The organism is Idiomarina sp. Sol25 (assembly GCF_033052775.1).
Classification (GTDB): Bacteria; Pseudomonadota; Gammaproteobacteria; order Enterobacterales; family Alteromonadaceae; genus Idiomarina.
Genome location: NZ_JAUPEW010000005.1, coordinates 16,082 through 40,536, shown reverse-complemented (window position 1 = coordinate 40,536; position 24,455 = coordinate 16,082). Strand labels below are relative to the sequence as shown.

19 protein-coding genes and 1 pseudogene are annotated in these 24,455 nt (G+C 46.6%); 9 read left to right on the top strand and 11 right to left on the bottom strand.

Annotated features, from left to right (window positions below):
- Nucleotides 1-280 precede the first annotated feature (280 nt).
- The 4 genes and pseudogenes from Q5L94_RS08720 to Q5L94_RS08705 all read left to right on the top strand — a co-directional run.
- Nucleotides 281-1,294, top strand: a pseudogene (locus tag Q5L94_RS08720) (NADH:flavin oxidoreductase/NADH oxidase); the annotation flags it as partial.
- A gap of 397 nt (nucleotides 1,295-1,691) precedes the next feature.
- Nucleotides 1,692-4,841 (top strand): EAL domain-containing protein, encoded by a 3,150-nt coding sequence (locus Q5L94_RS08715; protein WP_317498052.1) that lies wholly within the window; start codon nucleotides 1,692-1,694, stop codon nucleotides 4,839-4,841.
- Between the two features lie 65 nt (nucleotides 4,842-4,906).
- On the top strand, nucleotides 4,907-5,422 hold the full coding sequence (gene dps, locus Q5L94_RS08710) for a DNA starvation/stationary phase protection protein Dps (protein ID WP_317498051.1): 516 nt from the start codon (nucleotides 4,907-4,909) through the stop codon (nucleotides 5,420-5,422).
- Between the two features lie 188 nt (nucleotides 5,423-5,610).
- Nucleotides 5,611-7,773, top strand: coding sequence for a S9 family peptidase (locus tag Q5L94_RS08705; RefSeq protein ID WP_317498050.1), 2,163 nt, complete (start codon nucleotides 5,611-5,613; stop codon nucleotides 7,771-7,773).
- An 86-nt stretch (nucleotides 7,774-7,859) separates the two neighbouring features.
- Here the strand turns inward: Q5L94_RS08705 and Q5L94_RS08700 are convergent, their stop codons facing one another.
- Complete coding sequence (locus Q5L94_RS08700; RefSeq protein WP_317498049.1) at nucleotides 7,860-9,242, bottom strand: NAD-dependent succinate-semialdehyde dehydrogenase; 1,383 nt, start codon at nucleotides 9,240-9,242, stop codon at nucleotides 7,860-7,862.
- Between the two features lie 194 nt (nucleotides 9,243-9,436).
- Entirely contained in the window at nucleotides 9,437-10,048 is a 612-nt protein-coding gene (locus tag Q5L94_RS08695) for a TetR/AcrR family transcriptional regulator (RefSeq protein WP_317498048.1), read from the bottom strand.
- A gap of 283 nt (nucleotides 10,049-10,331) precedes the next feature.
- On the opposite strand from Q5L94_RS08695, the gene Q5L94_RS08690 reads away from it, so the two are divergent.
- Complete coding sequence (locus Q5L94_RS08690; protein ID WP_317498047.1) at nucleotides 10,332-11,069, top strand: methylated-DNA--[protein]-cysteine S-methyltransferase; 738 nt, start codon at nucleotides 10,332-10,334, stop codon at nucleotides 11,067-11,069.
- 72 nt (nucleotides 11,070-11,141) lie between these two features.
- On the opposite strand, the gene Q5L94_RS08685 is transcribed toward Q5L94_RS08690, so the two are convergent.
- Nucleotides 11,142-11,264 (bottom strand): hypothetical protein, encoded by a 123-nt coding sequence (locus tag Q5L94_RS08685; protein WP_317498046.1) that lies wholly within the window; start codon nucleotides 11,262-11,264, stop codon nucleotides 11,142-11,144.
- A gap of 329 nt (nucleotides 11,265-11,593) precedes the next feature.
- On the opposite strand from Q5L94_RS08685, the gene Q5L94_RS08680 reads away from it, so the two are divergent.
- Nucleotides 11,594-13,594, top strand: coding sequence for a TonB-dependent receptor (locus Q5L94_RS08680; RefSeq protein ID WP_411161937.1), 2,001 nt, complete (start codon nucleotides 11,594-11,596; stop codon nucleotides 13,592-13,594).
- A gap of 117 nt (nucleotides 13,595-13,711) precedes the next feature.
- Here Q5L94_RS08680 and Q5L94_RS08675 read toward each other — a convergent pair whose 3' ends face one another.
- Nucleotides 13,712-14,047, bottom strand: coding sequence for a zinc ribbon domain-containing protein (locus Q5L94_RS08675; protein WP_317498044.1), 336 nt, complete (start codon nucleotides 14,045-14,047; stop codon nucleotides 13,712-13,714).
- Between the two features lie 54 nt (nucleotides 14,048-14,101).
- Entirely contained in the window at nucleotides 14,102-15,064 is a 963-nt protein-coding gene (locus Q5L94_RS08670) for a calcium/sodium antiporter (RefSeq protein WP_317498043.1), read from the bottom strand.
- A 155-nt stretch (nucleotides 15,065-15,219) separates the two neighbouring features.
- On the opposite strand from Q5L94_RS08670, the gene Q5L94_RS08665 reads away from it, so the two are divergent.
- On the top strand, nucleotides 15,220-15,636 hold the full coding sequence (locus Q5L94_RS08665; protein ID WP_011233330.1) for a YqaA family protein: 417 nt from the start codon (nucleotides 15,220-15,222) through the stop codon (nucleotides 15,634-15,636).
- A 67-nt stretch (nucleotides 15,637-15,703) separates the two neighbouring features.
- Here the strand turns inward: Q5L94_RS08665 and trxC are convergent, their stop codons facing one another.
- Nucleotides 15,704-16,132, bottom strand: a complete 429-nt coding sequence (gene trxC, locus Q5L94_RS08660) for a thioredoxin TrxC (protein WP_011233329.1) — start codon at nucleotides 16,130-16,132, stop codon at nucleotides 15,704-15,706.
- A 97-nt stretch (nucleotides 16,133-16,229) separates the two neighbouring features.
- Between trxC and Q5L94_RS08655 the strand changes: the two genes are divergently transcribed.
- Nucleotides 16,230-16,424, top strand: a complete 195-nt coding sequence (locus Q5L94_RS08655) for a cupin domain-containing protein (RefSeq protein WP_317498042.1) — start codon at nucleotides 16,230-16,232, stop codon at nucleotides 16,422-16,424.
- A gap of 173 nt (nucleotides 16,425-16,597) precedes the next feature.
- Here the strand turns inward: Q5L94_RS08655 and Q5L94_RS08650 are convergent, their stop codons facing one another.
- The 4 genes from Q5L94_RS08650 to Q5L94_RS08635 are packed head-to-tail and all read right to left on the bottom strand — an operon-like array spanning nucleotide 16,598 to nucleotide 22,197.
- Nucleotides 16,598-16,906, bottom strand: coding sequence for a DUF3240 family protein (locus Q5L94_RS08650; RefSeq protein WP_011233327.1), 309 nt, complete (start codon nucleotides 16,904-16,906; stop codon nucleotides 16,598-16,600).
- Nucleotides 16,896-19,964 (bottom strand): CusA/CzcA family heavy metal efflux RND transporter, encoded by a 3,069-nt coding sequence (locus Q5L94_RS08645; RefSeq protein WP_317498041.1) that lies wholly within the window; start codon nucleotides 19,962-19,964, stop codon nucleotides 16,896-16,898. Before Q5L94_RS08645 ends, Q5L94_RS08650 begins: the two co-directional genes overlap by 11 nt.
- A complete protein-coding gene (locus Q5L94_RS08640; RefSeq protein WP_317498040.1) occupies nucleotides 19,964-21,004 on the bottom strand; it encodes a membrane fusion-like protein in 1,041 nt (346 codons plus the stop codon). Before Q5L94_RS08640 ends, Q5L94_RS08645 begins: the two co-directional genes overlap by 1 nt.
- Nucleotides 21,001-22,197 carry a TolC family protein gene (locus tag Q5L94_RS08635; protein ID WP_317498039.1) on the bottom strand — a complete coding sequence of 399 codons (1,197 nt, stop codon included), beginning with the start codon at nucleotides 22,195-22,197 and terminating at the stop codon, nucleotides 21,001-21,003. Before Q5L94_RS08635 ends, Q5L94_RS08640 begins: the two co-directional genes overlap by 4 nt.
- Nucleotides 22,198-22,295: 98 nt before the next feature.
- Between Q5L94_RS08635 and Q5L94_RS08630 the strand changes: the two genes are divergently transcribed.
- A complete protein-coding gene (locus tag Q5L94_RS08630; RefSeq protein WP_317498038.1) occupies nucleotides 22,296-22,805 on the top strand; it encodes a helix-turn-helix transcriptional regulator in 510 nt (169 codons plus the stop codon).
- 78 nt (nucleotides 22,806-22,883) lie between these two features.
- Here the strand turns inward: Q5L94_RS08630 and Q5L94_RS08625 are convergent, their stop codons facing one another.
- Nucleotides 22,884-24,194 carry a methyl-accepting chemotaxis protein gene (locus tag Q5L94_RS08625; protein WP_317498037.1) on the bottom strand — a complete coding sequence of 437 codons (1,311 nt, stop codon included), beginning with the start codon at nucleotides 24,192-24,194 and terminating at the stop codon, nucleotides 22,884-22,886.
- Nucleotides 24,195-24,455 lie beyond the last annotated feature (261 nt).

Genomic DNA, 24,455 nt, shown 5'->3' with positions numbered 1-24,455 from the left:
AAAACTTGCGCGCAAACTCTTATCACAGGGAGTTTGCGCTTTTGTCTCCAACTTCTTACATTTTTAACCTCAGGGACCTGCCTTTCAAGTTGCTCGATAACTCTCATCAATCGGCAACAGCAAGTGCAATTATCGTGAAAATAAAAATGAGTTGTAAACATTCACTTTTTCGATGGTTGAAATAGATTATTTCTAATTATCTCAAACGAGTTTCCGAGCTAGTATAGGCTCCCCAAAATTGCTTTGACAGCAAGCGCAGTAATTAACAGGAGTACTTAAGGTGTCCGCACTATTTCAACCGTTCGAGTTAAAAGACGTCCGTTTGCGTAACCGCATAGCCGTTCCCCCAATGTGCCAGTATATGGCTGAAGACGGTGTCGTTAACGACTGGCATTTAAGCCATTACACCAGCCTGGCGCGTGGCGGTGCCGGCTTAGTGATTGTCGAAGCCACCGCGGTTTCACCTGAAGGGCGTATTACCCCTAACTGCACAGGCCTCTGGAGCGACGAACAGGCACATGCTTTTGCGCCGGTTGTGGAAAATATAAAAAAAGCAGGCGCCGTTGCCGGTATTCAAATTGGTCATGCTGGACGCAAAGCCAGCGCAAACCGTCCATGGGACGGTGACGATCATATAGCGGAAGGTAATGCTAAAGGTTGGCAGACAATATCGCCCTCTCCTATCGCTTTTGGTGCAAACCTGCCTCGCGAACCTGAAGAAATGTCGCTGGACGACATAAAACGCGTGCAAAACGACTTTGTTGCCGCTGCGGAACGAGCTCGTGACTTAGGATTTGAATGGCTTGAGCTGCACTTTGCTCACGGCTACTTAGGGCAGAGCTTCTTTTCCCCTCATGCGAACCAGCGTACTGACGAATATGGTGGCTCGTTTGAGAACCGTTCCCGATTCCTGGTAGAGACAGTTCGTGCGGTAAAACAAGTATGGCCAGATAACTTCCCGCTAACCGCGCGCTTTGGTGTGATTGAATTTGATGGTAATGACGAGCAGCAGATGCAGGAGTCCGTTAAACTGACTCAGTTGCTAAAAGCAGAGGGACTGGACTTTTTAAATGTCAGTATCAGTTTCTCAACACCAAACGCCGAAATCCCTTGGGGCCCAGGCTTTATGGCACCTATTGCGGAGCGCATTCGTAAAGAAGCAGATATTCCAGTAGCTTCCGCTTGGGGCATCGATTTACCTCAGCTGGCAGAACACACGGTTGCACAAGGACAACTGGATTTGGTCATGGTTGGTCGCGCTCATCTGGAGAACCCTCACTGGCCGTACAATGCAGCCAAAGCACTGCGTGTCGATAAGCCTTCGTGGGTATTACCTGCGCCTTATGCGCACTGGCTTGAACGCTACTAAGCGTTAAGTTTCTCTGCATTTTGAGCACCATAACCTTTCATCTGGTACAGGTGCTCATACTTACTTTTCATAAAAAAACTTTAATAAGCTAATAAGTAAAAGCCATAGCTCCACCTCGCCATAGATTGTAATTAGCCAGACACCGACACCCGCAACCTACATGTGTTAACTTGTACTATACTTTATTACTGTTTCCAGCTTTAAACTTGATCATATAACGTCTCAAAGCGAGCGGGGAATTTACAGAGCCACCAGCACATTCAACACCATGCTGACACACAGGGGTTCAGCAATACACATTAACTAATAGTATAAAAATAATATGCAAAGTCCGCAGAAACCAAGAAATGAGCTGCAACGATTAGGTAAGCTACTGAAAACTAAGCTACTTGATAGCGCTCCTGAAGATCGTTTCGACCGAATAACGCGGTTAGCGCGACAACTTTTCGACGTACCTATTGCACTGGTATCTTTGGTCGATGCTGAACGTCAGTGGTTCAAATCGAGCCAAGGCTTGAACGCCACAGAAACACATCGCGATATCTCTTTTTGCGGACATGCCATTTTACAGCCAGACATTTTTGAAGTTGCTGATGCCAGTAAAGATCAACGCTTTGCTGACAACCCGCTTGTGTCCGGAGAGCCACACATTCGCTTTTATGCGGGAGCTCCGTTATACACCACAGACGGTCATCCAATTGGAACTCTTTGTATTATTGACAAAGTAGCCCGGCAACTGAGCCCGGCCCAACGATCAAGCCTTCGGGACTTAGCCGACGTGGTCGCGTCCGAAATCAATCAGGCTGAACGCTATATAGCGTATGGGAAATTCAAGTCGCTGCAAGAGCTGTCGGAGGTTATTGTTCGGGCTCAGTCTAATTTTATTCGGCAAGAACACCGGTCCAGTGCATTTAAAAGGCTTCTTGAGGATATTCTTGCAATAACTGACAGTGAATATGGCTTCATCTCCGATTTATTGCATACATCCGATGGCAGCACCTATTTACAACCTCATGCAATAACTGACTTTTCCGGAAAAGTTAAAGCCAATTTCCCATATTCAGGAAAAAATTCGCAACAGTTAAAATTTCATCACCTGAATACTTCTGTTTGCGCTGCACTGACTGACGGCGAGGCAGTGGTTGAAAATACCCCACGCCATAGTCCAGATAGCTATGGTCTACCAACGAACTGTTCAGCTCTGCGGACTTTTATTGGCATTCCCCTTCACCGGGACAATAAGGTCGTTTCTGTCATAGGTCTTGCCAATAGAAAAGACGGTTATGACCAGGAATTACTTCAGTTTTTGAAACCTTTAATAACGGTTGTTGAGCAGATATTTGAAGCTGCAAAAAGGGAGCGGGATAAGGCCAAGCTTAAACAAGAGTTAAGCTACCTTTCAAATGTAGCAAGCCAAACCACCAATGCGGTAATCATTACCGACGCATTTGGTAAAACTGAATGGGTCAATGATGGTTTTACCCGATTAACAGGTTACCTACTGGAGGATATTCGGGGCCATAAACCAGGAGAGCTGCTACAGGGCAAAGAAACTGAAGCAGCTCAAGTAGCAGAAATGCACGCAGCCCTGGAAAAAGGAGAAGGTTTTGAGGTTGATATTGTCAACTATACAAAAGACAACCAAGCGTATTGGGTTCGAATTTACTGCAACCCGCTAACCAACGATAACGGAGCCCTGCAAGGCTTTATTTCTATCCAAAGTAATATCGACGAGCAAAAACGTAATGAACTTGCGTTGAAAGAATCCGCTCAGTTTCAAAACACCATTCTCAATACAATGGTCGATGGTCTTGTAACGACTGACCAGAACGGAATCATTCAAATGTGTAATCCGGCAACGGAAAACCTTTTTGGTTATTCCGAAGCCTGGCTGATTGGAAAAAATATAAAAGTATTAATGCCCGATAGTTACACTCATGTTCACGATAGCTATATGCAAAAATATAAAGCGTCCAATTCAAACGAAAGTATTATGGGAAAAACGCGGGCGTTAACAGCCAAACGTCGTGATGGCAGTATTTTTCCCGTAGAAATTGCGGTAAAAGAAACACAGCACGACGGAGAACCTCTTTACGTTGCGTCGATTAGAGATATTTCTGCATTAAAAGAGCAACAAGAAGAAATTGAACAGCTTGCTTACTTTGACCCTCTGACGCATCTCGCAAACCGACGTTTACTTAAAGCCCGTATCAAAAATGTCATAAATGCGGATAACCATCCGGATAATTGTCATTCGTTGCTGTTCATCGATTTAGATAATTTTAAGAACATCAATGATTCTCTGGGCCACAGCATTGGAGATGATCTTCTTATTGAAGTTGGTCAGCGTATAAAATCCTGTGTTCTGTCATGCAGTGATACCGTCGCCCGACTGGGAGGCGACGAGTTTTGTGTTTTGTTGGCCTCGCTGGGAACGCATCAGGGTACCGCAAAAGAACGAGCTCAGCGTGTGGCAGAACGGATTATTAAACAAATAGAAAAACCTTTAATGATCGACAACGAAAGATTAAAAACATCGGCCAGCATTGGTGTAAGCTTTTTCTGCGGAGAGGAAGTGGAACTCGGTGCTCTAATGAAACAAGCCGACATTGCGATGTACGAAGCGAAAGAGCAAGGAAAAAACCGAGTTTGCTTTTTCAACTCCGATTTAGAATACCGACTTTTATGGCGACTGAAAATAGTGTCTGACCTTCGTACTGCAATAGATGAAGAGTCACTTTCAGTTCAGTACCAACCTATTGTTGATGCTTCTTCAGGCATTGTAAAAGTAGAAGCTCTGGCTCGCTGGAACCACCCCACTGAAGGCTGGATTAGCCCGGAAACATTCATATCGATAGCCGAGACCTATCAACTTATAGTTCCCTTAGGCAACTTTGTTCTAAGAACTTCCATTAAAGATATGGAAAGATGGTTAAAAAAAGAACCCGGTTTAAACTGGCGCATTGCAATAAACATTAGTCAATTCCAGCTGTCTTACAATCACTTCAAAAGGCAAATTGAGCAAGCTTTGAGCGATTCGAAAATTGATCCCAGGCGCCTCATACTAGAAGTTACCGAAAGTTCACTGGCCCATGACATTGATGAAAGTATTGAAAAAATGACGGCTTTGAAGTCGCTTGGGCTCACATTTTCTCTTGACGATTTTGGTACCGGTTACTCCTCTCTGGCTTATTTAAAGCAACTTCCAATCAGTGAGTTAAAAATTGACCGTAGCTTTGTAAAAGATCTTCCAACCGATCTTGATGACGTCGCTATTGCTACTTCTGTGCTGTCACTGGCAAAAGCAATGGGGCTTGAAGTTGTTGCTGAAGGGGTTGAAAAAAGCAAACAATGGGAGTTTCTGAAAGACCTGAAATGTGACTTATTTCAGGGATACTACTTTTCCAAACCCCTAACCGCAAATGACATTGCAAACCTCATTGAAACGGGTCAGCACGTCAAACTAGTGTAAAGGTCGAGATCCATTTAACCAGTCTCCCCGTAAAAAGGGGTGATGAACAAATAACAGGAGGAATAATGAATACAAGTGATAAAACAGCTGAATTCACCGCCCCTGGGATAAAAGATAAGTCTGCCCAAGACACTATAGCGCTGCTCGACGACCGTCTGGTTGCACTGCTTGACCTCCAACTGACGCTTAAACATGTTCACTGGAACGTGGTTGGTCCAAACTTTATTGGCGTACATGAAATGCTGGACCCACAGGTTGATAGCGTTCGTGAAATGACCGATACCATCGCAGAGCGCATAGCGACCTTAGGCGGCGTACCCGCCGGTACCCCGCAGTCAATTGTGGACCGCCGTTCATGGAAAGACTATTCGATAGGCAGAGGCTTGGTCACTGAACATTTAGTTGCACTTGATAAAGTGTACAACGGTGTTAATAAAGACCACAGAGATGCACTCAATAAGCTCTCTGAACTTGACCCTGTTTCAGAGGACATGCTCACTGGCCAACTTGCCGAGCTCGAGCAATATCAGTGGTTTGTCCGTGCTCATATCGAGTCAGCATCGGGTGAACTCAAAAGCTAATTAATTTATACAATTAGCAACCACTCTGAAAGCCCGGCAACGATGTTGTTGGGCTTTTTGCTTTTAAAGCCAGGCTACTGCAGTTAAGAAATGCCTATCAATACTAGACTCCCCCCGATATAGCTAACAATTTATAACTTTGTTAATATCATTTGAATTAAAAATAATCATCATAACGAGATCCCCACATGCAAAAGCTTCGTCCCCTTTATATTGCTTTATTAAGTGCTGCATTATTGCAGGCCTGCTCTCCGGCGAGTCAAAACACCGAAACCAGTTCATCAACCGCTAAAGAAAGTACTGAAGCTCCGATAGCAGAAAAAGTCCCTCATGAAATGACAATTCATGGCGATACCCGCATCGATAATTATTACTGGATGCGGGACGATGAACGTAAAGACCCTAAAGTACTGGCTTATCTTGAGGCTGAAAACGCTTATACGGATGAGATGCTGGCTCACACGGAAGATCTGCAGCAAAAGCTGTTTGAAGAAATGAAAAGCCGCATTGCCAAAGATGATAACTCCGTGCCAATACGTGACGGCGGCTACTATTACTCAACAGAAATGCGCGGCGATAACGAGTACCCGATTTACGTTCGCAGTAAAGATTTTTCCGGTACCGACAAGCAAATTTTGTTAAATGTTAACGAGCTAGCTGAAGGTAAGGATTATTACTCCGTAGGCAGCCTTGAAGTCAGCCCGGATGATGCGATTCTCGCCTATAGTGAAGACACCGTTAGCCGCCGTATGTATGACATTAAACTCAAGGATATGAATACCGCTGAGTTACTCCCGGATCAAATCGAAAATACGTCGGGCAGTATTGTCTGGGGCAACGACGGGCAGCATTTTTACTACATAAAGAAAGACCCGGAAACCCTGCTGGGTTATCAAGTCTATCGTCATAAAGTGGGTACCGAACAGCAACAAGATGAGCTGGTCTATGAAGAGCAGGACACAACCTTTTACACCGGCATCGGCAAGAGTAAAGACGACTCTCAAATTTATATTGTCCATGACGCGACCGAGTCAAAAGCTGTATCACTTATCGATGCCAATGATCCCAACGCCAAACCTGTACCCTTTGTCCCAAGGGAAGACGGCCTAGAATACAGCATAGCGAAACACGGCAATGATTATTATGTCTTGACCAATCTTGATGCTGTGAACTTTCGCCTGATGCGGGTAAGCGCCGATAAGCTTGGCGACAAACAACACTGGCAGGAAGTCATTCCGCATGAAGAAGACACCCGACTGGAAGACATTGAGCTGTTTGACCAGCATTTGGTCTATAAACAGCGCCAGCGTGGCCAGACCCAGGTGTTTGTGCGAAATCTAAATACCGGTGATGAACAAGAGCTTTCATTCCGCGACAAAGCTTACACGCTGTATTTTTATGGCAACAAAGAAGCCGATAACCCTGAGCTGCGCCTTTACTACACCAGTATGACCACGCCGGGCAGCCACTATGATGTGGATCTTAACAGCCTGGATAAAACCCTGTTAAAGCAACAGCCAGTACTGGGCGATTTTAAACCTGAAAACTATGCTTCCGAACGCTTATTTGTCACCGCCCGGGACGGTGCTGAAGTGCCGGTAACACTGGTTTACCGTAAGGATAAATTCAAAAAAGACGGCACCAACCCACTTTATCAATACGGCTATGGCTCTTACGGTTCTACTTCAGAACCCAGCTTTAGCAGCAACCGTCTAAGCTTACTGGATCGCGGCTTTGTTTTTGCTATCGCCCATATTCGCGGCTCACAAATGCTCGGCCGTCCATGGTACGAAGACGGCAAAAAACTGAGCAAGAAAAATACCTTTAATGACTTTGTCGATGTGACTAAGGCATTGGTTGAGCAAGGCTATGGCGCAGAGGATAAAGTCTTTGCCATGGGTGGTAGTGCTGGTGGTCTGTTAATGGGCGCAGTGATCAATCAGGCTCCGGAACTTTACCTTGGCGTAGCGGCGCATGTGCCTTTTGTCGATGTTGTGACGACCATGCTGGATGAGAGTATTCCTCTCACTACCAACGAGTTTGACGAATGGGGTAACCCGAAAGAGAAAGTTTATTACGACTATATGCTGTCGTATTCACCTTATGATCAAATCAGCGCACAGGACTACCCTAACCTGCTGGTAACCACCGGACTCTTTGACTCGCAAGTGCAGTATTTTGAACCAGCCAAGTGGGTGGCTAAGCTCAGAGATTATAAAAACGATGATAATCTACTGCTGTTTAAAACCGAAATGGAAGCTGGTCACGGCGGTGTTTCAGGGCGTTTTAAGCGCCTGCAAAACACGGCACTGGAATACGCTTTCTTTCTCGATTTACTGAAAGGCAAATAAGCCAGTTCACACAGTCTCGAACTGATAAAAACCGGCCACTCTTCAAAGAGTGGCCGGAAAAACTTAAAAATGAACCCTGCGTGGAGTTACTCCTTAACCACGTTAATTGCCTTAACATTAACAAACTCATGCATGCCAAAACCGCCATGTTCGCGGCCGTAGCCTGAGTCCTTAACACCACCAAAGGGCATCTCTGGTGTTGCAACGCCGAAGCCGTTGATGAAAACCATACCGGTATCGAAGTATTTGCTCGCCAACTCCGTGGCACGCTGCACATCTTTTGAGATAATACCACCACCAAGGCCGTAGCGGCTGTCGTTAGCTATGCGCATAGCGTCTTCGTCATCCTTAGCACGAATCAATGCGGCAACTGGGCCGAACAGCTCGTCATCGTAAGCCGGCTGACCCGGTTCGACATTTTCCAGCACGGTTACCGGATAAAAGGCACCGTTGCCCTCAGGTTTCTCCCCGCCACAAAGTATGCGGGCGCCTTTACTCACGCTTTCTTCAACCTGTTTATGCAATTGGTCTCGCAGATCAACACGGGCCATAGGGCCTACATCCGTATCGCTTTGCGTAGGGTCACCAACTTTCAGAGCTTTCATCTTCTCAACATAGCGCTCTTTGAATGCCTCGTAGTTAGCCTCGGTCACCACGAACCGCTTGGCAGCCACACAAGTCTGTCCGGTGTTGAATACCCGTCCCATAACGCAGGTATCCACCGCAACCTCGAGGTCGGCATCGTCGAGCACCAGGTACGCATCGTTAGAGCCAAGTTCCAGCACCGTCTTTTTGAGATGCTTAGCAGCCTGAGTCGCCACTTTACGTCCTGCGCCGTCGCTCCCGGTGAGAGTCACACCACGTACCAGTGAGTGAGCAATGACTTCATCCGAAGTCTCGTGGGAAATAACCAAGGTCCGGAACACGTTTTCAGGCAGTCCTGCTTCGCGATAAATTTTTTCCAGCAACAAGCCACTACCGGTAACGTTTTCTGCATGTTTCAGCAGCACAGTGTTGCCGGCCATGATGTTAGCTATCGAATAGCGCACGACTTGATAAGCGGGAAAGTTCCATGGCTGAATGCCATAGACGATGCCTATTGGCGAGTAAGTGACAATACCTCGCTGACCGTTGCCTGGCTTGCGTTCTTCATCAGCCAACTCTTCCGGGCCATGCTCAGCGGTGTAGTCGCATATACCCACGCACAGGTCAATTTCCTGACGTGCCTGTTCGGGCAGTTTCCCCATTTCTTTAACCATGAGGTCGGCAAACTCTTCCTTGTGTTCTTGCAGCGCCTTACCGATAGCTTTCACGCTCTTAGCACGCTGCTCCAGCGACTCAAGACGCCATTGTAAAAATGCAGCGTGGCTCTCCTCGATTATCTGAGTGACCTCGGCAAGATCCATTTTCGTATAGCTTTTCAGCTGTTCGCCGTTAGAGGGATTGATCGTAGTAATTTGGTTACTCATTCTATCTCCCGTTCATTGTCTATAAGTAAACATTGGTAAATTCTCTAAACCAATCAGGTTTTAGATCGACGTGTTTTAACGCCTCGCGCTATAGACGACCGGTCTATTCTTAACTGTAGCGGACAATGAGCAATTCTGTCAAATCGACTCAGAGTGATGAGCCGGTGAACTCGGGTATAGCGGATAACTGCCTTTTAAGCCTTAGTATCGCTGCAATCCAGCATTAGAAGAGTTGAATTCCGCGCTTCATGTAGAGGTTCCTTGTCCTGACTTAGCTTAGCGAGCAATGCCGCACCCATCCACATCTGGTAAAGCATCCGAGCCAATTGAAGGGGAGGAACTCCATCAGCTAGCGAGCCATCACTACGACCATTCTCAATCAAAGTCGCAATCTTTACTATGAGCTGCTGCACGCCATCATCCAGGATCTGCCGCATAGTCTCAGACATGTCTGCAACCTCAGCCGCAAGCTTCACCACCAGACACTCTTCCGCCCAACCACGTGTCGGGTCATCAGGGTCAGCTATCCAGGCATCCCAGTAACGCATTAAATTGTCTCGGCCACTACCCGATGCCGTAAGCAGCTGCGAAAACTTGCATCCGTAATCATTGGTGTACTCTTTCAACAACTCGCAACCAAAGGCTTCCTTCGATGGAAAATAATGATAGAAGGAACCTTTTGGGATACCACAACTCTTAAGAATTTCCTGCAACCCCACCGCAGCAAAGCCTTTTTTAAGTACCAACCGGTACCCCGTCTCAAGAATATGCTGGCGTTTGGTTGCCGCTTTTTTTGTTCGTTGCATTAATAGAACCTCTAATTACGTCGCCTGAACGTTCCTAATTTTCTAAATGGTTTTAAGCGCTACAATATAACTTAAAATAGAAGTGCTTATTAGCAATAGGGTGTAACAAGTGACACCCGTTGATGAAAAAATCGATTCAGTCTGAATTCGAGGTCACTTGTCTCCAGATAGCAAGCTTCGGGTCGGCATTATAGTAAGCGTGTGATACTTCTAGTCTTACCTGCAGTTCCACCTTATTAGTGGATGGTGGTGTATCAATTCGTTACGTTTAAAGGTATTGATTATGTCTGACTACACTCGCATTGAAAAAGCCATGACCTATATGTCAGAGCATGTATCGAGCCAGTCGACGCTGGAGCGAAGCAAACGCATGCTGAAAGACGAGGGCTCTCTTATGGATGTTTCCCCCAGCAAGGGGTTAAGTGGAGGATCGCGACTGTATGACCACTTTGTGAAGCTAGAAGCCGTAACGCCGGGTGAATACAGGAACGGAGGCCAGGGAGTTACTATTCAATACGGCGTAAATGAAACTCCTTTTGGTAAGATATTTGTCGCAATTACTCCACGGGGCGTATGCCGCATTGAGTTCTTGGGCTCCAGAGCTGTTGACGAAATACTTGCCAATGTACATAAAGACTGGCCCAGAGCCTCGCTCGTAAGCAATGACAACGCGACGAACTATGTGGCTAACGTACTGTTTAGTCGGTTAAAAGACGGGCAGTCTAACCCCTTGTCATTGCACGTTATGGGTACTAATTTTCAAGTGGCCGTATGGCGAGCGTTATTGAGGATACCCCAAGGGAAGCTGGCGAGTTATTCGCAAATTGCCAATGTACTCGATTGCCCAGGGGCATCTCGTGCAGTTGGTAATGCTGTTGGATCTAACCCTGTTGCCATGCTAATTCCGTGTCACCGTGTTATTCAGAAAAGCGGGGCTTTAGGCGGGTATCGCTGGGGTTCTGCGAAGAAAGAGATGCTTCAGGCGTGGGAGCTGCTGTGCGAAAATCCAATAGAAGTATAATAGCTGAAAAACTTTATTAGCCCCTACAAAAAAGCCCAGCAAATCACACTGGGCTCGGGATTGCGTAATTAACTACGCTTTTTTAGCAGGTGCATGCTCAGATTGCTTTTGGTCTTTTTGCTGACCGGGGGTAGCCTGCTTCTGTTCGCCTGGTTTGTTTGGCGTTTGTGAACCTTTATTTTTTTGCGTATCCATTGTCAACTCCTTAAAGAGTTTGTCAGCATCATTCAATTATGACGCTATTTTAAAGTGTAGACGGCTCTTAGAGGTATGTATGTCCATTACCGCAAATAACTTCGTATTTCTTCGTTTCTCTTCGCAAGCATCTAACGATATCTCGACGGATAGCAGCCCCACGCATGCAATCCTCTGAATAACTTATTCTGTAGCAAGCCCGAAGGCCTTGTTTTATTTTAAATGAACAATATAATCATTCTCATTTAGATTTGATAAAACCTAAAGGGGGAACTGTTTTGAATAAGTTTATCTTTACTGGAGCGGTGTTTTCGCTATTTAACCCGGCCCTGTTCGCGCAGGCAGCGGATGTTGAAAATGGCGGTGAAGAAGAGAAACAAATAGAGCGAATTTCTGTCGTTGGCGCCGCCACAAACTTTAGTGTAACTGCAGACGACATAGAGCAGTTTCAGGCGAATGACCTTGCTGACATTTTCCGGGAATCTCCCTCGGTAAGCGTAGGTGGTTCTGTTGGTGTAGCCCAAAAGATTTATATTCGCGGCCTTGAAGATGCATACCTTAATGTGACGGTAGATGGTGCGCAGCAAACTTCCACCCTGTTTCACCATATTGGTCGCGTAACCCTGGACCCGGATTTACTCAAACAAATAGACGTACAGGCCGGCGCTGGTGAGGCGACCAGTGGCCCAGGAGCTATTGGCGGCTCAATACGCTTCAAGACAAAAGATGCTCAGGACTTACTGCACAATGACGAGCAGTTTGGCGGTCGTTTAAAAGCAAACTACTTCTCTAATGATGGTACGCGTTACAGCGGCACGTTATACGGGAAGCTTAATGACTCATTTGGTCTTTTAGGCTATTTCAGTACCGTTGACCGTAACACCATGGAAGACGGTGACGATAATAAAATATACGGTACAGCTGCAGACCAGAACCTCACCTTTTTAAAAGCAAGTGGTGACATTGCCAACAATCATTATGTGTCATTCAGTTTTGAGCAGCGCGATGAAGAAGGTGAATTCTCTGCTCGCCCGAACTGGGTTGTACCCAAAGGTTCGGCGCTTTATCCAAGCGCGGCTAAACGTGACACCTATGTGGCCAATTACCGGTTTGACCACAGTGATGCGGTGTACCTTAAAGCCACAGCTTACCAAACAAGCTCATCGTTTCGGGGTGGCCGTTTTGATTGGTTAGCTGAAATTGACACTCAGGGTTTTGATATTCGCAATACCAGCGAAACTCTCAACCACAGCTTTACTTATGGCGTCGATTATCGCAGTGATGAGGTAGAAAGTGGCCCTGCTGCCGGCCCGAAAGAAAACTCAGAAGAAAGCAGTGTATTAGGCGTTTACGCGCAAGCACATAGTCATATTACAGCCGATCTTTTGTTTAGCTACGGCGTACGCTATGACGACTATGAGTTTCAGCAACAAATTCTGCTCGATGAGTATTCTGGCGAGCCTGTAACAGATACGCCGGCGAGCCTCGATGACAGTGAACTCAGTTTTAACGCCGGTTTGTCGTATCAGTTGTCGCAGGCATGGAAGTTTGGATTAAGTTACGCCGAGGCCGCCAGAGGTAAAGAAATCGGCGATGGTTTTACTCTGGACGAATACCTTTACGACGGAAACGATATTCCCGTTGTCGCCGGTGACGTCGTACCGGAAACGGTTGAGAACATTGAAACCTCCATTGAATACAGTGCAAATAACCTAAGCGCAAAATTCAGTGTTTATCAGTCAACCATATATGACGTCATTTTCAGTGGTTTTGCAGGGAACTCTGTCTACAACAACATTGGTGACGTTGAGTCGACAGGCGTTGAATTTAACCTTGCGTATCGTTGGAACTCTCTGGACATGTACTTCGGCTTCTCCAGCGCAGACTCTGAACTTTCTCCGCGCGACGGCTTGTACACTGAGAGTTATAATTCAATCGACTTGAACGCCTATGAGTTTAATGGTTTGGGTAACAGCCGTGGTAACACTATTGTTTTGGGTGCAGACTACTTTGTTACAAACGACCTGAGCTTTGGCTTTAATGTGACTCGAGTAGATAACATTCATATTAAGACCCTGCATCAGGCGCTGGAGAATGGCTGGACCGACTCGCTGTATACTTTGAACAAGCCAAGTTATACCGTTGTTGATCTCTATAGCGCGTGGGATATTACTAACAACTTTTCGGTGAATTTAGCGGTAACTAACCTTCTGGACGAGCAATACATAAACCATTCAAGTGTCGGCGACTACAGCGAAGTGTTCCCAACCGTGGTGGGGCCTTATGAAGCCGGTCGTGACATTCGCCTTTCTGCCACCTATGATTTTTAAAGCACTGAGTGCGTAAAGAGGTATTCGTCGGTTGATGCGTATAAAAGACTGATGAACAAACTACTCGTAAGCCCAGCAACGGTGTTGTTGGGCTTTTGTGCTTTTACGTAAGTCCATTTAAGAAGAGTGCGAACGCCAGATTCGAAAGCGCGTCACGATGTACCAGATAAGACCGCCGATAAACATAACCAGAGGTATCACATTGATTTCGTTACTTTGTTGAGATTCTTCTGAGGTTAAAAAGAACCAAAGCACACCCACGATAAGAATAACGAGCGATAACACACCTTGTATCTGCAAACTTTTCGATGTGTTCTCAGACGTAATCGCGCTGTTTTCGCCCGGTTGGTTCTCTTGCTCCGATTTTTCACTCTTCACATAACCACAGGCAGGACAGCTATAGTTATTATCCAGTACCTGATCTTCACACTTTGGACATTTTTCAAATGCCATTGAGGTACCTCTCTGCTTTATTGATGAGTGTTCATTATTTAGTGTAGTCAAAAATCACGCAAATGCAGTAAAACTTAACCCCACATAAGCCACATAACCGGCTAACAATACGCCGCCTTCAATTCGGCTGAGGCGACGACCGGTGTACAGAAACAGTAATAGAACAAGGGCTGTACCCAGCATCATCCATTGATCGAACTGCAAAATACGCTCGGGCACCGGAAGTGGCTGAAGTAGCGCGGAGATGCCTAAAATACCGAGCAGGTTGAATATATTACTGCCAAGAATATTACCCACAGCGACGTCAGCATGACGACGAAGCGCAGCCACTACCGACACAGCGAGCTCCGGCAAGGATGTACCAACAGCAACCAGCGTTAAACCAATAACCGCTTCGGAAACGCCAAAGGATTCCGCCAGTCCAATAGCACCTGAAAGCATCACACGCGAGCCACCGATTAGAAAAACCAGCCCAATCATTACGGCCATAACTATCCACAGCGAGGTTTTCGGAACTGCGGTTAACTCCTCAGCTTCTGCTTTATGCATGTCAGCAGATGGTCCAGCATGCAGGCGCTCAGTTCGGTAAGCCCAGATCAAATATGCGACCAAAGCAATCAGAAGGACAAAGGCATCGGTGCGTCCGAGAGCACTGCCGCCTACTAGTACCAGAAATAGTACCGATGCACCGACCACAGTAACGGCGTCGCGGCGCAGCGCCAAAGGCTGAACGGCCATTGGCATAATGACCGCACAAACACCCAAAATAAGGAGAATATTACCGATATTGCTGCCGACCACGTTACCAATGGCGATATCAGGCTGACCAGTCATAGCTGCGTCAATAGAAACCACCAATTCCGGAGAGGAGGTACCAAAGCCAACAATGACCAGACCGCTGAGCAACGGCGAAATGCCAAAGCGCTTGGCCGCAGCCAACGAACCACGAATGAGCGCTTCACCACCGAAAGTTAACAGCACCACACCTAAAAGCAGTAATAGCAGATCAATAACCATAATCATTACCTTCAGTAAACGAACCGACTAAGTACATCAGTTTACGGTAGATTTTAAATTTCTATAGCCAATAATAGGTGAAATCCAATTATTAACACATTATTTCCAGTACGCTGATGACATCCGTTATAAGCTGTGCCGCGTAATAGGGTTTTATGTACTTAAGTATATTTCTGACAGCGTTTCTGGCCGCCACAATACTGCCAGCTCAGTCTGAGTTTGTGGTCGTGGCAGCCCAGCGCATGGATTACGATGTCTGGATAATCTGGTGGCTAGCCTCAATCGGTAATACGCTGGGGTCAGTGGTCAACTATGTTCTGGGTCGTTTTTTGGTACGGTATCAGGATCGCCGCTGGTTCCCGTTCAAACCAAAATCTCTTGCCCGTGGTCATCGCTGGTTTGAACGCTTTGGTAAGTGGTCGCTGCTGATGGCCTGGGCTCCCTTCATTGGCGATCCTCTTACGTTTATAGCCGGTATGCTGCGATTAACCTTCTGGCAATTTTTGATTCTGGTTTTCATTAGTAAAGCTGGCCGCTACGCTATTTTGCTGGGTATTACGCAGTTGTTTTAAACATAAGTTTCCGGAGAAGCCAGGTGCTCAGGTGAGCAAACCCCGTACCAGAGGATAATTGAGCGTATTAATACCGAGCTACCCACTGCTGAATCTGTGACGCCGACATGACACCAGCTTGTCGAGCCACTTCCTGACCATTTTTAACAAACAGAGTTGTCGGAATACTTCGCACAGCATATTGTTGCGCTAAATGGGGCTCTTTTTCCGTACTTATCTTTAAAAATTGAGCGTCATATCGCATATTTGTAGCCGCCTGTTCGAAATGAGGACCATACTGCTGGCAAGGCCCACACCAACTCGCCCAAAAGTCTACAATGAGAGGCATATCAGCACTCTGATGAGCTCGAAATTCATCACTATTTATGACAATAATTTTCCCGCTAAAAAGTAATGACCGACAATGACCGCAAACAGCGTTCTCGTTTCTTTTATCGACCACAATTCGGTTTTTCTTGTGGCATGAAGGACATGCAACAATCATTTTTTCAGCCATTCTGCTGTTTTCCTTTTGTCTTTCGTTCAGCGTGAACTATTAAGGTGTTAATTTACGTAAGTGTAATACGGTTTTTGACGGATGTAAGACTTAGGTAATGTTAAATTTAGATTTTGCTAAACGAGTCATTATTGAAACGGCGAAACAGGAGTGGGTCGACAGCCCGGCTTCTGGTGTGCGTCGTAAATTATTGGAGCGTGAAGAGGCTGAGCGCGGTCGTGCGACCAGCATCGTTGAGTATAAGCCAGGTGCATCATTTAGCACACATGAGCGTGCACCATCCCTTTGTTGATAGAGAAACCATAATTTGGGTTAAGACAGGACATTTGGGGTAAATAAGATACTCATGAGTTTTAGTAGCGGCTTAACAAGCCCAACATAAATCGCGCGATAACTTACCCTTAATTTGAAAAGCATCGCAGAAACATCAGGGGAGAGATCCCCCCCCTGTTCCAACGAAATAGGTTAGATATAATCACTATGTCCAACATCCTCTACTGACTGCATCACGTAGCGGACTGGCTCTTTGAAGTTTAGCTGCGATAAAGCCTCACGAATACGGGTTACATCATCAGCAGCACAAATTACTTCAGCCATCATCATCCGGCGTGCGCCACGAATTTGCTCGCCGATATCAAAACGTTCGTGATTGCGACTAAAACCGTCAATGTCATAAAGGCTAAAGCCGCTTAAATAGTCGAGTTGAATCAGGCAGTCGACCAAATCGGCTTTTTGTTCGCGGCTAAAATAGAGTTTTAACAACTTATTGGACATCACGAGCTTTCCTGTTTACGAGTAAGTATAAAATAGGCAGCAACAGCAGGGTGGCCAGCGTTGCCGTTATCAGCCCACCTATAACCACAACCGCCAGAGGCTTTTGCACTTCTGAGCCGGGACCACTGGACATTAACAGCGGAATCAGGCCAAAAATAGCGGTAATGGCTGTAATTAAGACCGGCCGCAGACGGTCTTTAGCTCCTTCAATGACTAAGGTTTTAAAGTCGGAGAAATGAACTCGAGTCTGCTCGAAGTGGCTTACCATGACGATACCGTTAAGTATGGCAACGCCCATCAAAGCAATAAAACCGACCGATGCCGGAACAGACATGTACTCACCGCTTAGCCAGAGCGAAATTGCCCCGCCACTCAGGGCAAACGGAATATTCGTCAGCACAATCGTTGTCAGGCCAACCGATCCCATCGAGCTAAACAGTAAGATAACAATTAACAGCAAAGCAACAGGAATAACCATTAGCAAATTGGCACTAGCCCGCGCCTGATTTTCGAACTCACCGCCGTACTCAATGAAATAGCCGGGGTCAAGGTTTACATTGGCGCTGACACGTTGCTGTAGCTCGTTAACAAAACCAACGACATCGCGGTTTTCAACATTGCTGGTGATTAACGCGTAACGGTTAGAGTTTTCGCGCTCGATAATGGCTGGGCCATGCTCGAAAGTGATGTCAGCAAGTTGCTGCAGTGCAACCGTTTCGCCGTTGTCGGTGACAATTGGCAAGGACTCGATGTTGCTGACCGAGTGATAATTACCCGCAGGTTTTTGCGAGCCCATCACAATTGGTGTGCGGATACGTCCATCCACCGCTTCGCTGACCGGAAAGCCGCTGAGTTGTGAAAGAATAAATTCACTAAGGTTTTGTTTCGTAACGCCATAAAAGCGCAGTTGCTGCATATTGGGGACAATACTTAAAAAGCGTGCGCCAGTAATAACGCTTGCCTGAACGTCGACCGCCCCTTGCACTTGCCTGGCTTGTTCAACCACCCTTCCGGTGACCTTGGCAAGGGTGTTCATGTCATCACCAAACACTTTAATAGAGACGTCGCCACTACTGCCGGTTAGCATCTCAGAAATACGCATTTGAATGGGTTGGGTAACGTTAACGTTCATGCCGGGATAGCCTGAAACCACTTCTCGAATGGCATCAATCAATTCTTGTTTGCTATCAAAACGCCAGCTGTCTTTAGGGTTAAGCTCCATGAACACATCGGTTTCGTTTAAACCCATGGGGTCTAAACCGAGTTCATCTGAGCCAGTTCGGGCAACGATTTGCTTTATCTCCGGGATCTTAGCAAGTAGTTCACGCTCAACCTGTGTATCCAGCTCTATCGACTCCTGTAAAGAAATGGTCGGTGACTTTTCCAGTTGCACGATAATGTCGCCTTCATCCATGGTAGGCATAAAGATTTTTCCGACCATGATAAAGCTGATTACACTTAAGGCGAGCACTGCGGCAAACCCCATTAGCGTGGCACTTCGGCGTTTAATTGCGCCGGATAATATACGTTGATAGCGCGCCTGCATAAGCTCAAGCGATTTATTACGGCGAGCTTTGGGTCGCATTAGCAGCGAACCTAGAGCAGGGATTAGCGTCAGCGAAGTCACTAAGGCGGCAGTGATTGCGATAACAATGGTCAAAGCGACCGGTGAAAATAACTTACCTTCCAGGCCAGTCAGAGTGAGTAGAGGTAAAAACACCAAAATAATGATCACAGTGCCGCTAACCACAGACGGGGCCACGGAGAGGCTGGCGCGGTAAATTTTGTGCAACAAGGGCAATTTTTTTTGTGAGTTTAACTCGGTCTCGATTTTTTCGGTGATCACTACCGACGAGTCGACGATCATACCGATAGCAATAACTAACCCACCTAAACTCATCAAGTTCGCCGATAAGCCGAGTAATTGCAGGCAAATAAAGGTGATCAGAGCCGCCACCGGGATCGATAACGAGACCAAAATAGACGCACGAACATTACGTAAAAAGAAAACCAGTACCGCTATAACTAACACGATGGACTGCATCAGAGCATCAGAGATTCCAGCTATGGCAGTTTCAATAAGGCCTTTACGGTTATAGAACACGTTTATGTCAGTGTCTTTTGGCAGGCTAGGCTTTATTTGTGCCAGTTTTTGCTCAACCGCTTCAACCACCGCCGCGGCATTAGCCCCTTTTAAGCCGACTATCAGGCCTTCGACAGCTTCTTCTCCATCCTTGGTAATCGCGCCAAAGCGCGGTAGATAACTAAGCGCAACATCACCCAGTTGGTCTAGTCGATACACTTGCTGGTATTGGTTCGTCACACTAATGGCCGCCAGATCGTCAAGCGCGACAATACGTCCGGTAACCCGTGCGCTAAACGTTTCGGTACCTTGGGTGATGCGACCTAAATTACCGACTTGGTTGGCATCAGCCAAAGCATTCTTAATAGCTTGTAGCGAAATGCCAGCATCACTTAATTTTGACGCCGACGGTGTAAACTGAAAGGTTCTGACTTTCCCGCCTAAATTAGTGACATCTGCTACCCCTTCAACCGTGCGTAATGTCGGTCGAATCACCCAATCTAGCAGGTGACGCTTTTGCTCCAGGTTCATGCCGGGGTTTTCTACCGTGAACATGAACATTTCGCTTAATGGCGTGCTCATCGGTGCCATACCGCCTTGAATACCGCCCGGCAGGTCTTTACTGACGGCAGCGAGTTTTTCCGCAACTTGTTGGCGCGCCCAATAAATATCGGTGTCTTCTTCAAAGTCGAGGGTTATCGAGGTAATACCGTACTTGGTGGTTGACCGCAGAATGGTTTGATTTGGTATACCCAATAATTCGGTTTCTAACGGGTGAGTTACCTGGTTTTCTACCCGTTCGGCAGCCATACCGGGGGCGCGTAAGATGACGTTAACCTGAGTCGGTGAAATCTCTGGAAAAGCATCCACCGGTAGTTGGCGAAGCGACTGGATACCGGTCGCTATTAACAGCAGAAAAGTAATAAAAACAAACAGACGATTTTTTAGCGAAAAGCTCAGTATGCGGCTAACCATTACTGCGCCCCCTCGTCTTCTGCTATAACCTTAAGTGCTGCGACAGAATGCGTTGCGATGATGTTCAGAGGTGTCGTTGATCGTACAAAGTAATGCTCGCCGCTTAAGCTTAATAGTTCGATAGGCTCAGCGTTAATTGTCGCATTTTCTATGCTAAAGATAACGGGTTTATCCTGCAGTGTGGCAATAGCACTGGCCGGCAAAAGATAGGCATTTTCAATTGTTGCCTGGGGTACAACGTTAACGCGTTGACCGATGGTCCAGTTGATATTTTCTGGTGGCTCGCTCCAAATTCGTACAAAGCCATTACGCACCGTTTGTTCGCGTTGGCTTACCCGCAGCTTTTGACCGTTAATGTTTAGACTCGAGATACGTTTTGCCTGTTCTATCGGTACCTCGGCAACGATGGCTAAACGCGCATGAGCGGTTAGCGTACCCAGCTGTTGCCCATTACTGCTGGTTCGCCACACTCCTGGCTCTGTTGCGATCAATTGTGCAGACTGCGCAGCGGTTTGTTTTACCCGCCGCAGGACAACGTTAATTTCATGCAGGGTGTCATTCAGGCTAATGTATTGCGTTAGAAACTGCTGCCACTCATCGGCGGCAATGGCATTGTTTTGGTATAACTTCTTTTTGCTCTGATACTGCTTAGCGGCAACATCGTACTGCTCTTGTAGTGTTTCAACACGGTGAAAAAAGTGTTCTACCGAGGGACCATGTAGTTGCGCAATAAGGGTACCGGATTCCACCGCCTGCCCATCAACAACTTGATAGTCTACTGCCGCGTTTTCAAACGGGTTGGGCAAAGTTAAAACACTGCCTGGGGTCGTCTGGTAACTTCCCGTGACCGGTGCAAAAGCTACGTTATCTGCTTTCACTGCCGCTTGCGGGCGTAAATCGTAGTTACTTACCTGCTCGACAGAAATTGATTGCGCCGCTAACACAGTCGTTGTTGTCGCAAGCCCTGACAGAGCAAGTGCTATGACACTAACTATGGGACTAAGAGTAGCGGCGAGACGAGATAGGTTACAGCGTTTCATAAAGTCATTCCCTGTGCTTGGTTTAATAAGGCATTTGCCAGTTGTAGCTCTATCTGGCTTAGCTGCGCCGCTTGCTGATAGGACAACTGCTCGAGTAATCTCTCGATATACAAGCGAGTGTCAATTTGACCTTGTTGATATAGGTTGTCGAGCTGCTCGATGGCGTTGTCGCTTAACTCGGCGTTTTGGCGGTCAGTTTGATGTTTTTGCTTCAACTGCTCTAACTGGCTTTGCGCGTTAGCTATGTTGAGTTCAAGGCGGATTTGAGTCTGCCGGAGTGACTGGTTAAGCTCGCTTTGTTGCTGTTGCAACGCAACAAGTTCACTAGCATTCAGTGACTGTGAAAAATCGAGCGGAAGACTAAAGCCTAGTCCCCATTGATTTTCACTTTGGCTGGGCGCGTCAATGTATTTATAGCCCGCGTTAATGCCCCAGCTTTTTTCCACAGCAACGGTCTGTTGCGTAGCATTTAGCGCCAATTGCCATTGCAACTGAAGGGTTTGTAATGCTGGATGCGCTGCCTTTGAGGCGTGTGGACGAACAGATTCCTGTAGCGACTGTGGCACGTTATTAACGCCGGTCAGTTGCTGCCATACGCGCTCGAGCTGCTGCAAGGCTATTTGCTTTTCTGCAACTTGGCTAAGCGCACGTTGGTGTTGTTGCTTCACTATAATACCGGCATAAGCTGGACGTTCACCGGCTTCCACTAACGACTGAGTCTGGCGCTGAAGCTGATGTAATTGAGTGGTAACTTTTTCAGCATAAGCGAGTTCAGCCTGCAGGCGCTTAGCTTGCCAGAAAAGCTCTCGTATGACGCCGCTGGCGGTTAATTCTAGCTGACGTTGTTGAAGCTGTTGGTAGCGTTCAACGAGTTTTTCAGAGTTGTTAATTAATTTGCGCTGCGCGGGGGATAAAAATTCCAGCTCTAATACCAGCTCTGTTTCGTTTGAGCCAATAGCATCATCGTTAGTCTGCCAATGCATGAGGGATAACCGTGGCGTCGCAGACAACCATTGGCGCTGGCTAAAATCGGTATCGATAAGAAGACCATCTGTTTTGAGCCGTTCAACAACGGATTCCAGCAATGTTTGCTGCGATAGGTTATCGCCCTTAGCCAAAGGGCTTAGCAAAAAAAATGTACTTGCCAATAGGCTGAAAAATAATTTACCAGAGGTAGCGCGGAGCAAAGACATCAAAGCCTCCATCGGTTAATATCATTATTAACATTAAGGTTTTTAAGGCGTCGATGCATCGGGCGGATGCCCTAAGCGCACTAATTTATGAGGAATTTATGACAATTGACCGACTGTTAATGGTGATATTTTTATTAATTGCGTTTGCTAACGTCTCTGACGTGGTAGCCGATTACCATATGCAAGTGGCAACTTGGCATTTGGCCATTGAGGGAATTACTGTGGTCATTTCGATTACGGCATTTATTGTGCTGTGGAAGCGGGTATTGCTGCGCAATCAAGAACTGAAGCAGGTAAAAGTTGCGCTATCGAGACACCAGCAGCGTGAAAAGGAAAGCACAGCGAACCATGAGTCGGAAAAAGAACGTGATAAATCGCCAGATTCTTATACCGCCGTACAGTCCTGGTTCAAACAATGGAAGCTGTCTCCCAGTGAGCAAGAGGTTGCAGTGTTATTAATCAAAGGGTTGAGCTTTAACGAAATAGCCGAAGTTCGTAGCACCAAGGAAAAGACCGTCCGCCAGCAGGCATCATCAGTCTATGCTAAGTCTGGTTTGAGTGGTCGCAACCAACTATCGGCCTGGTTGATTGATGCGTTACTAGAGTAAGCGTTTTTCTATTCGAAAAATTATCTCACCAACCTGTCCATCGCATTTCATCAAATTAACATTCAAACCACCGATTGGTTAATCTGAAATAAATTCGTCTAATAAACCAACGACCCGATCGGACGTCGCAATAAGCTCTTCTACCATCGGCTCTAATTCATCGTGGCTAGCGCCACTTTTAGCTTTAGCAAAGATTTCACGCCCCAATTGATGCACCTTAGGGTGTATATTGCTATAAAGCTCAGGAAAACTCGGCTTATTCGCCAACAACGACTGTCCGCGATCCGAATCAAGAAACTTACCGAGGCGGCATTGAGTGTGATCTTTCAGCTCTCCTTCACTGAGTGACGTTTGACCGAACATCGCATAGCGAACGACTTTATCAACCCAGACAATATGGTCTGATTTAGCGAGTCGCAGTAACATTTGAGGTTCGTCGCTCGGGAGAAGTTGAAGTTCTTCCAGCTGGTTTTCGCGCAAGTGGCGCATCACTTTAGCTATATCATTAAAAGACGAGCTCGCAGTTTTAACTGAGTCAGACACATGCTGCAGGCGCTGTGACATATCAGTGGCAACACTCGATTGCTCCCGAGTTGCTGTGGAAACCTCTGTAGTAGCAGAGAGGTTCTGTTCGGCTGAATCACGCGCACGCTCTAGAATATCGCAAACTTGAAGGCGATCCTCACGAGACTCGGTTAAAGCATCGTTACTCCTTTCAATCACTGATTCAATCTCGCGGGCTCCATTTACGACGTCATTGACAATGGTATCAATTTCAGTGGCGGCCTCGGAACTGCGGTTGGCAAGCTCCCGTACTGCGTCAGCGACGACAGAAAAACCACGACCGGCCTCACCTGCACGGGCCGCCTCAATAGCGGCATTGAGCGCTAAGAGGTTAGTTTGATCGGCGATGTCATTAACCGTCTGGGTTAAATGCGTGATCCGCTCGGTCTGATTTACAAAAGTGCGAGTGTGCTCAGTCACCTGTGCAATTGATGTCTCCACATCACTCATGTGTTTCACCAGTGTTTTCAGCTTTTTGAGTCCGTCATCTGCATCGCTGGCCGATTGCTGTGCAGCAGACAAAACTTGCTCAGCATAGGAAGCAACCTGTGTTGCTGAAGACGACATTTCTTCTACTGCCGTAGCTAATTGTTCGGCATCCGCCTCAATGCGATTAATCTGCTCTTGAAATGTTAACCCCTCACGCCCGAAGCGAACAATATTACGAATCGAGTCGATGCTACTATCCGCAATACCATAAATGTCCGTCGATGGTTTTTGCGATGTAAATAGTGGCGACATCCAATCTGGTGCGTCATTTGCAGAGAGTTCACCACGACTGAAAGCTTCCAGGTAGGCTTGAGCCTTTCTGTGAGTTAGTAACATATGCTTTATCCTTATTGACTACATGGTTATTTTGTCACAAACCTGTACAAATCCAAGTAGAATAATCCCCGTTTTAATGATTCTTTTGGTTAAGCAGAATTCATTGTTTACGCTCTGAACTTATAATCCGGATCTCCCCCCTTTAGTATTCTAATTGTCGCGCTAAATGCGCGACTTGCCGAGTAATACACTCAACCTCAACACCTCACCCCAATATATTTGCTAACATCAGAACACAACTAATAATACTAACTAAAACAG

Excerpts from the sequence above, each read along its gene's own strand:
- Q5L94_RS08715 (WP_317498052.1), top strand. The coding sequence starts at position 1,692 with ATGCAAAGTCCGCAGAAACCAAGAAATGAGCTGCAACGATTAGGTAAG.
- dps (WP_317498051.1), top strand. The coding sequence starts at position 4,907 with ATGAATACAAGTGATAAAACAGCTGAATTCACCGCCCCTGGGATAAAA.
- Q5L94_RS08705 (WP_317498050.1), top strand. The coding sequence starts at position 5,611 with ATGCAAAAGCTTCGTCCCCTTTATATTGCTTTATTAAGTGCTGCATTA.
- Q5L94_RS08700 (WP_317498049.1), bottom strand. The coding sequence starts at position 9,242 with ATGAGTAACCAAATTACTACGATCAATCCCTCTAACGGCGAACAGCTG.
- Q5L94_RS08695 (WP_317498048.1), bottom strand. The coding sequence starts at position 10,048 with ATGCAACGAACAAAAAAAGCGGCAACCAAACGCCAGCATATTCTTGAG.
- Q5L94_RS08690 (WP_317498047.1), top strand. The coding sequence starts at position 10,332 with ATGTCTGACTACACTCGCATTGAAAAAGCCATGACCTATATGTCAGAG.
- Q5L94_RS08685 (WP_317498046.1), bottom strand. The coding sequence starts at position 11,264 with ATGGATACGCAAAAAAATAAAGGTTCACAAACGCCAAACAAACCAGGC.
- Q5L94_RS08675 (WP_317498044.1), bottom strand. The coding sequence starts at position 14,047 with ATGGCATTTGAAAAATGTCCAAAGTGTGAAGATCAGGTACTGGATAAT.
- Q5L94_RS08670 (WP_317498043.1), bottom strand. The coding sequence starts at position 15,064 with ATGGTTATTGATCTGCTATTACTGCTTTTAGGTGTGGTGCTGTTAACT.
- Q5L94_RS08665 (WP_011233330.1), top strand. The coding sequence starts at position 15,220 with ATGTACTTAAGTATATTTCTGACAGCGTTTCTGGCCGCCACAATACTG.
- trxC (WP_011233329.1), bottom strand. The coding sequence starts at position 16,132 with ATGGCTGAAAAAATGATTGTTGCATGTCCTTCATGCCACAAGAAAAAC.
- Q5L94_RS08655 (WP_317498042.1), top strand. The coding sequence starts at position 16,230 with ATGTTAAATTTAGATTTTGCTAAACGAGTCATTATTGAAACGGCGAAA.
- Q5L94_RS08650 (WP_011233327.1), bottom strand. The coding sequence starts at position 16,906 with ATGTCCAATAAGTTGTTAAAACTCTATTTTAGCCGCGAACAAAAAGCC.
- Q5L94_RS08645 (WP_317498041.1), bottom strand. The coding sequence starts at position 19,964 with ATGGTTAGCCGCATACTGAGCTTTTCGCTAAAAAATCGTCTGTTTGTT.
- Q5L94_RS08640 (WP_317498040.1), bottom strand. The coding sequence starts at position 21,004 with ATGAAACGCTGTAACCTATCTCGTCTCGCCGCTACTCTTAGTCCCATA.
- Q5L94_RS08635 (WP_317498039.1), bottom strand. The coding sequence starts at position 22,197 with ATGTCTTTGCTCCGCGCTACCTCTGGTAAATTATTTTTCAGCCTATTG.
- Q5L94_RS08630 (WP_317498038.1), top strand. The coding sequence starts at position 22,296 with ATGACAATTGACCGACTGTTAATGGTGATATTTTTATTAATTGCGTTT.
- Q5L94_RS08625 (WP_317498037.1), bottom strand. The coding sequence starts at position 24,194 with ATGTTACTAACTCACAGAAAGGCTCAAGCCTACCTGGAAGCTTTCAGT.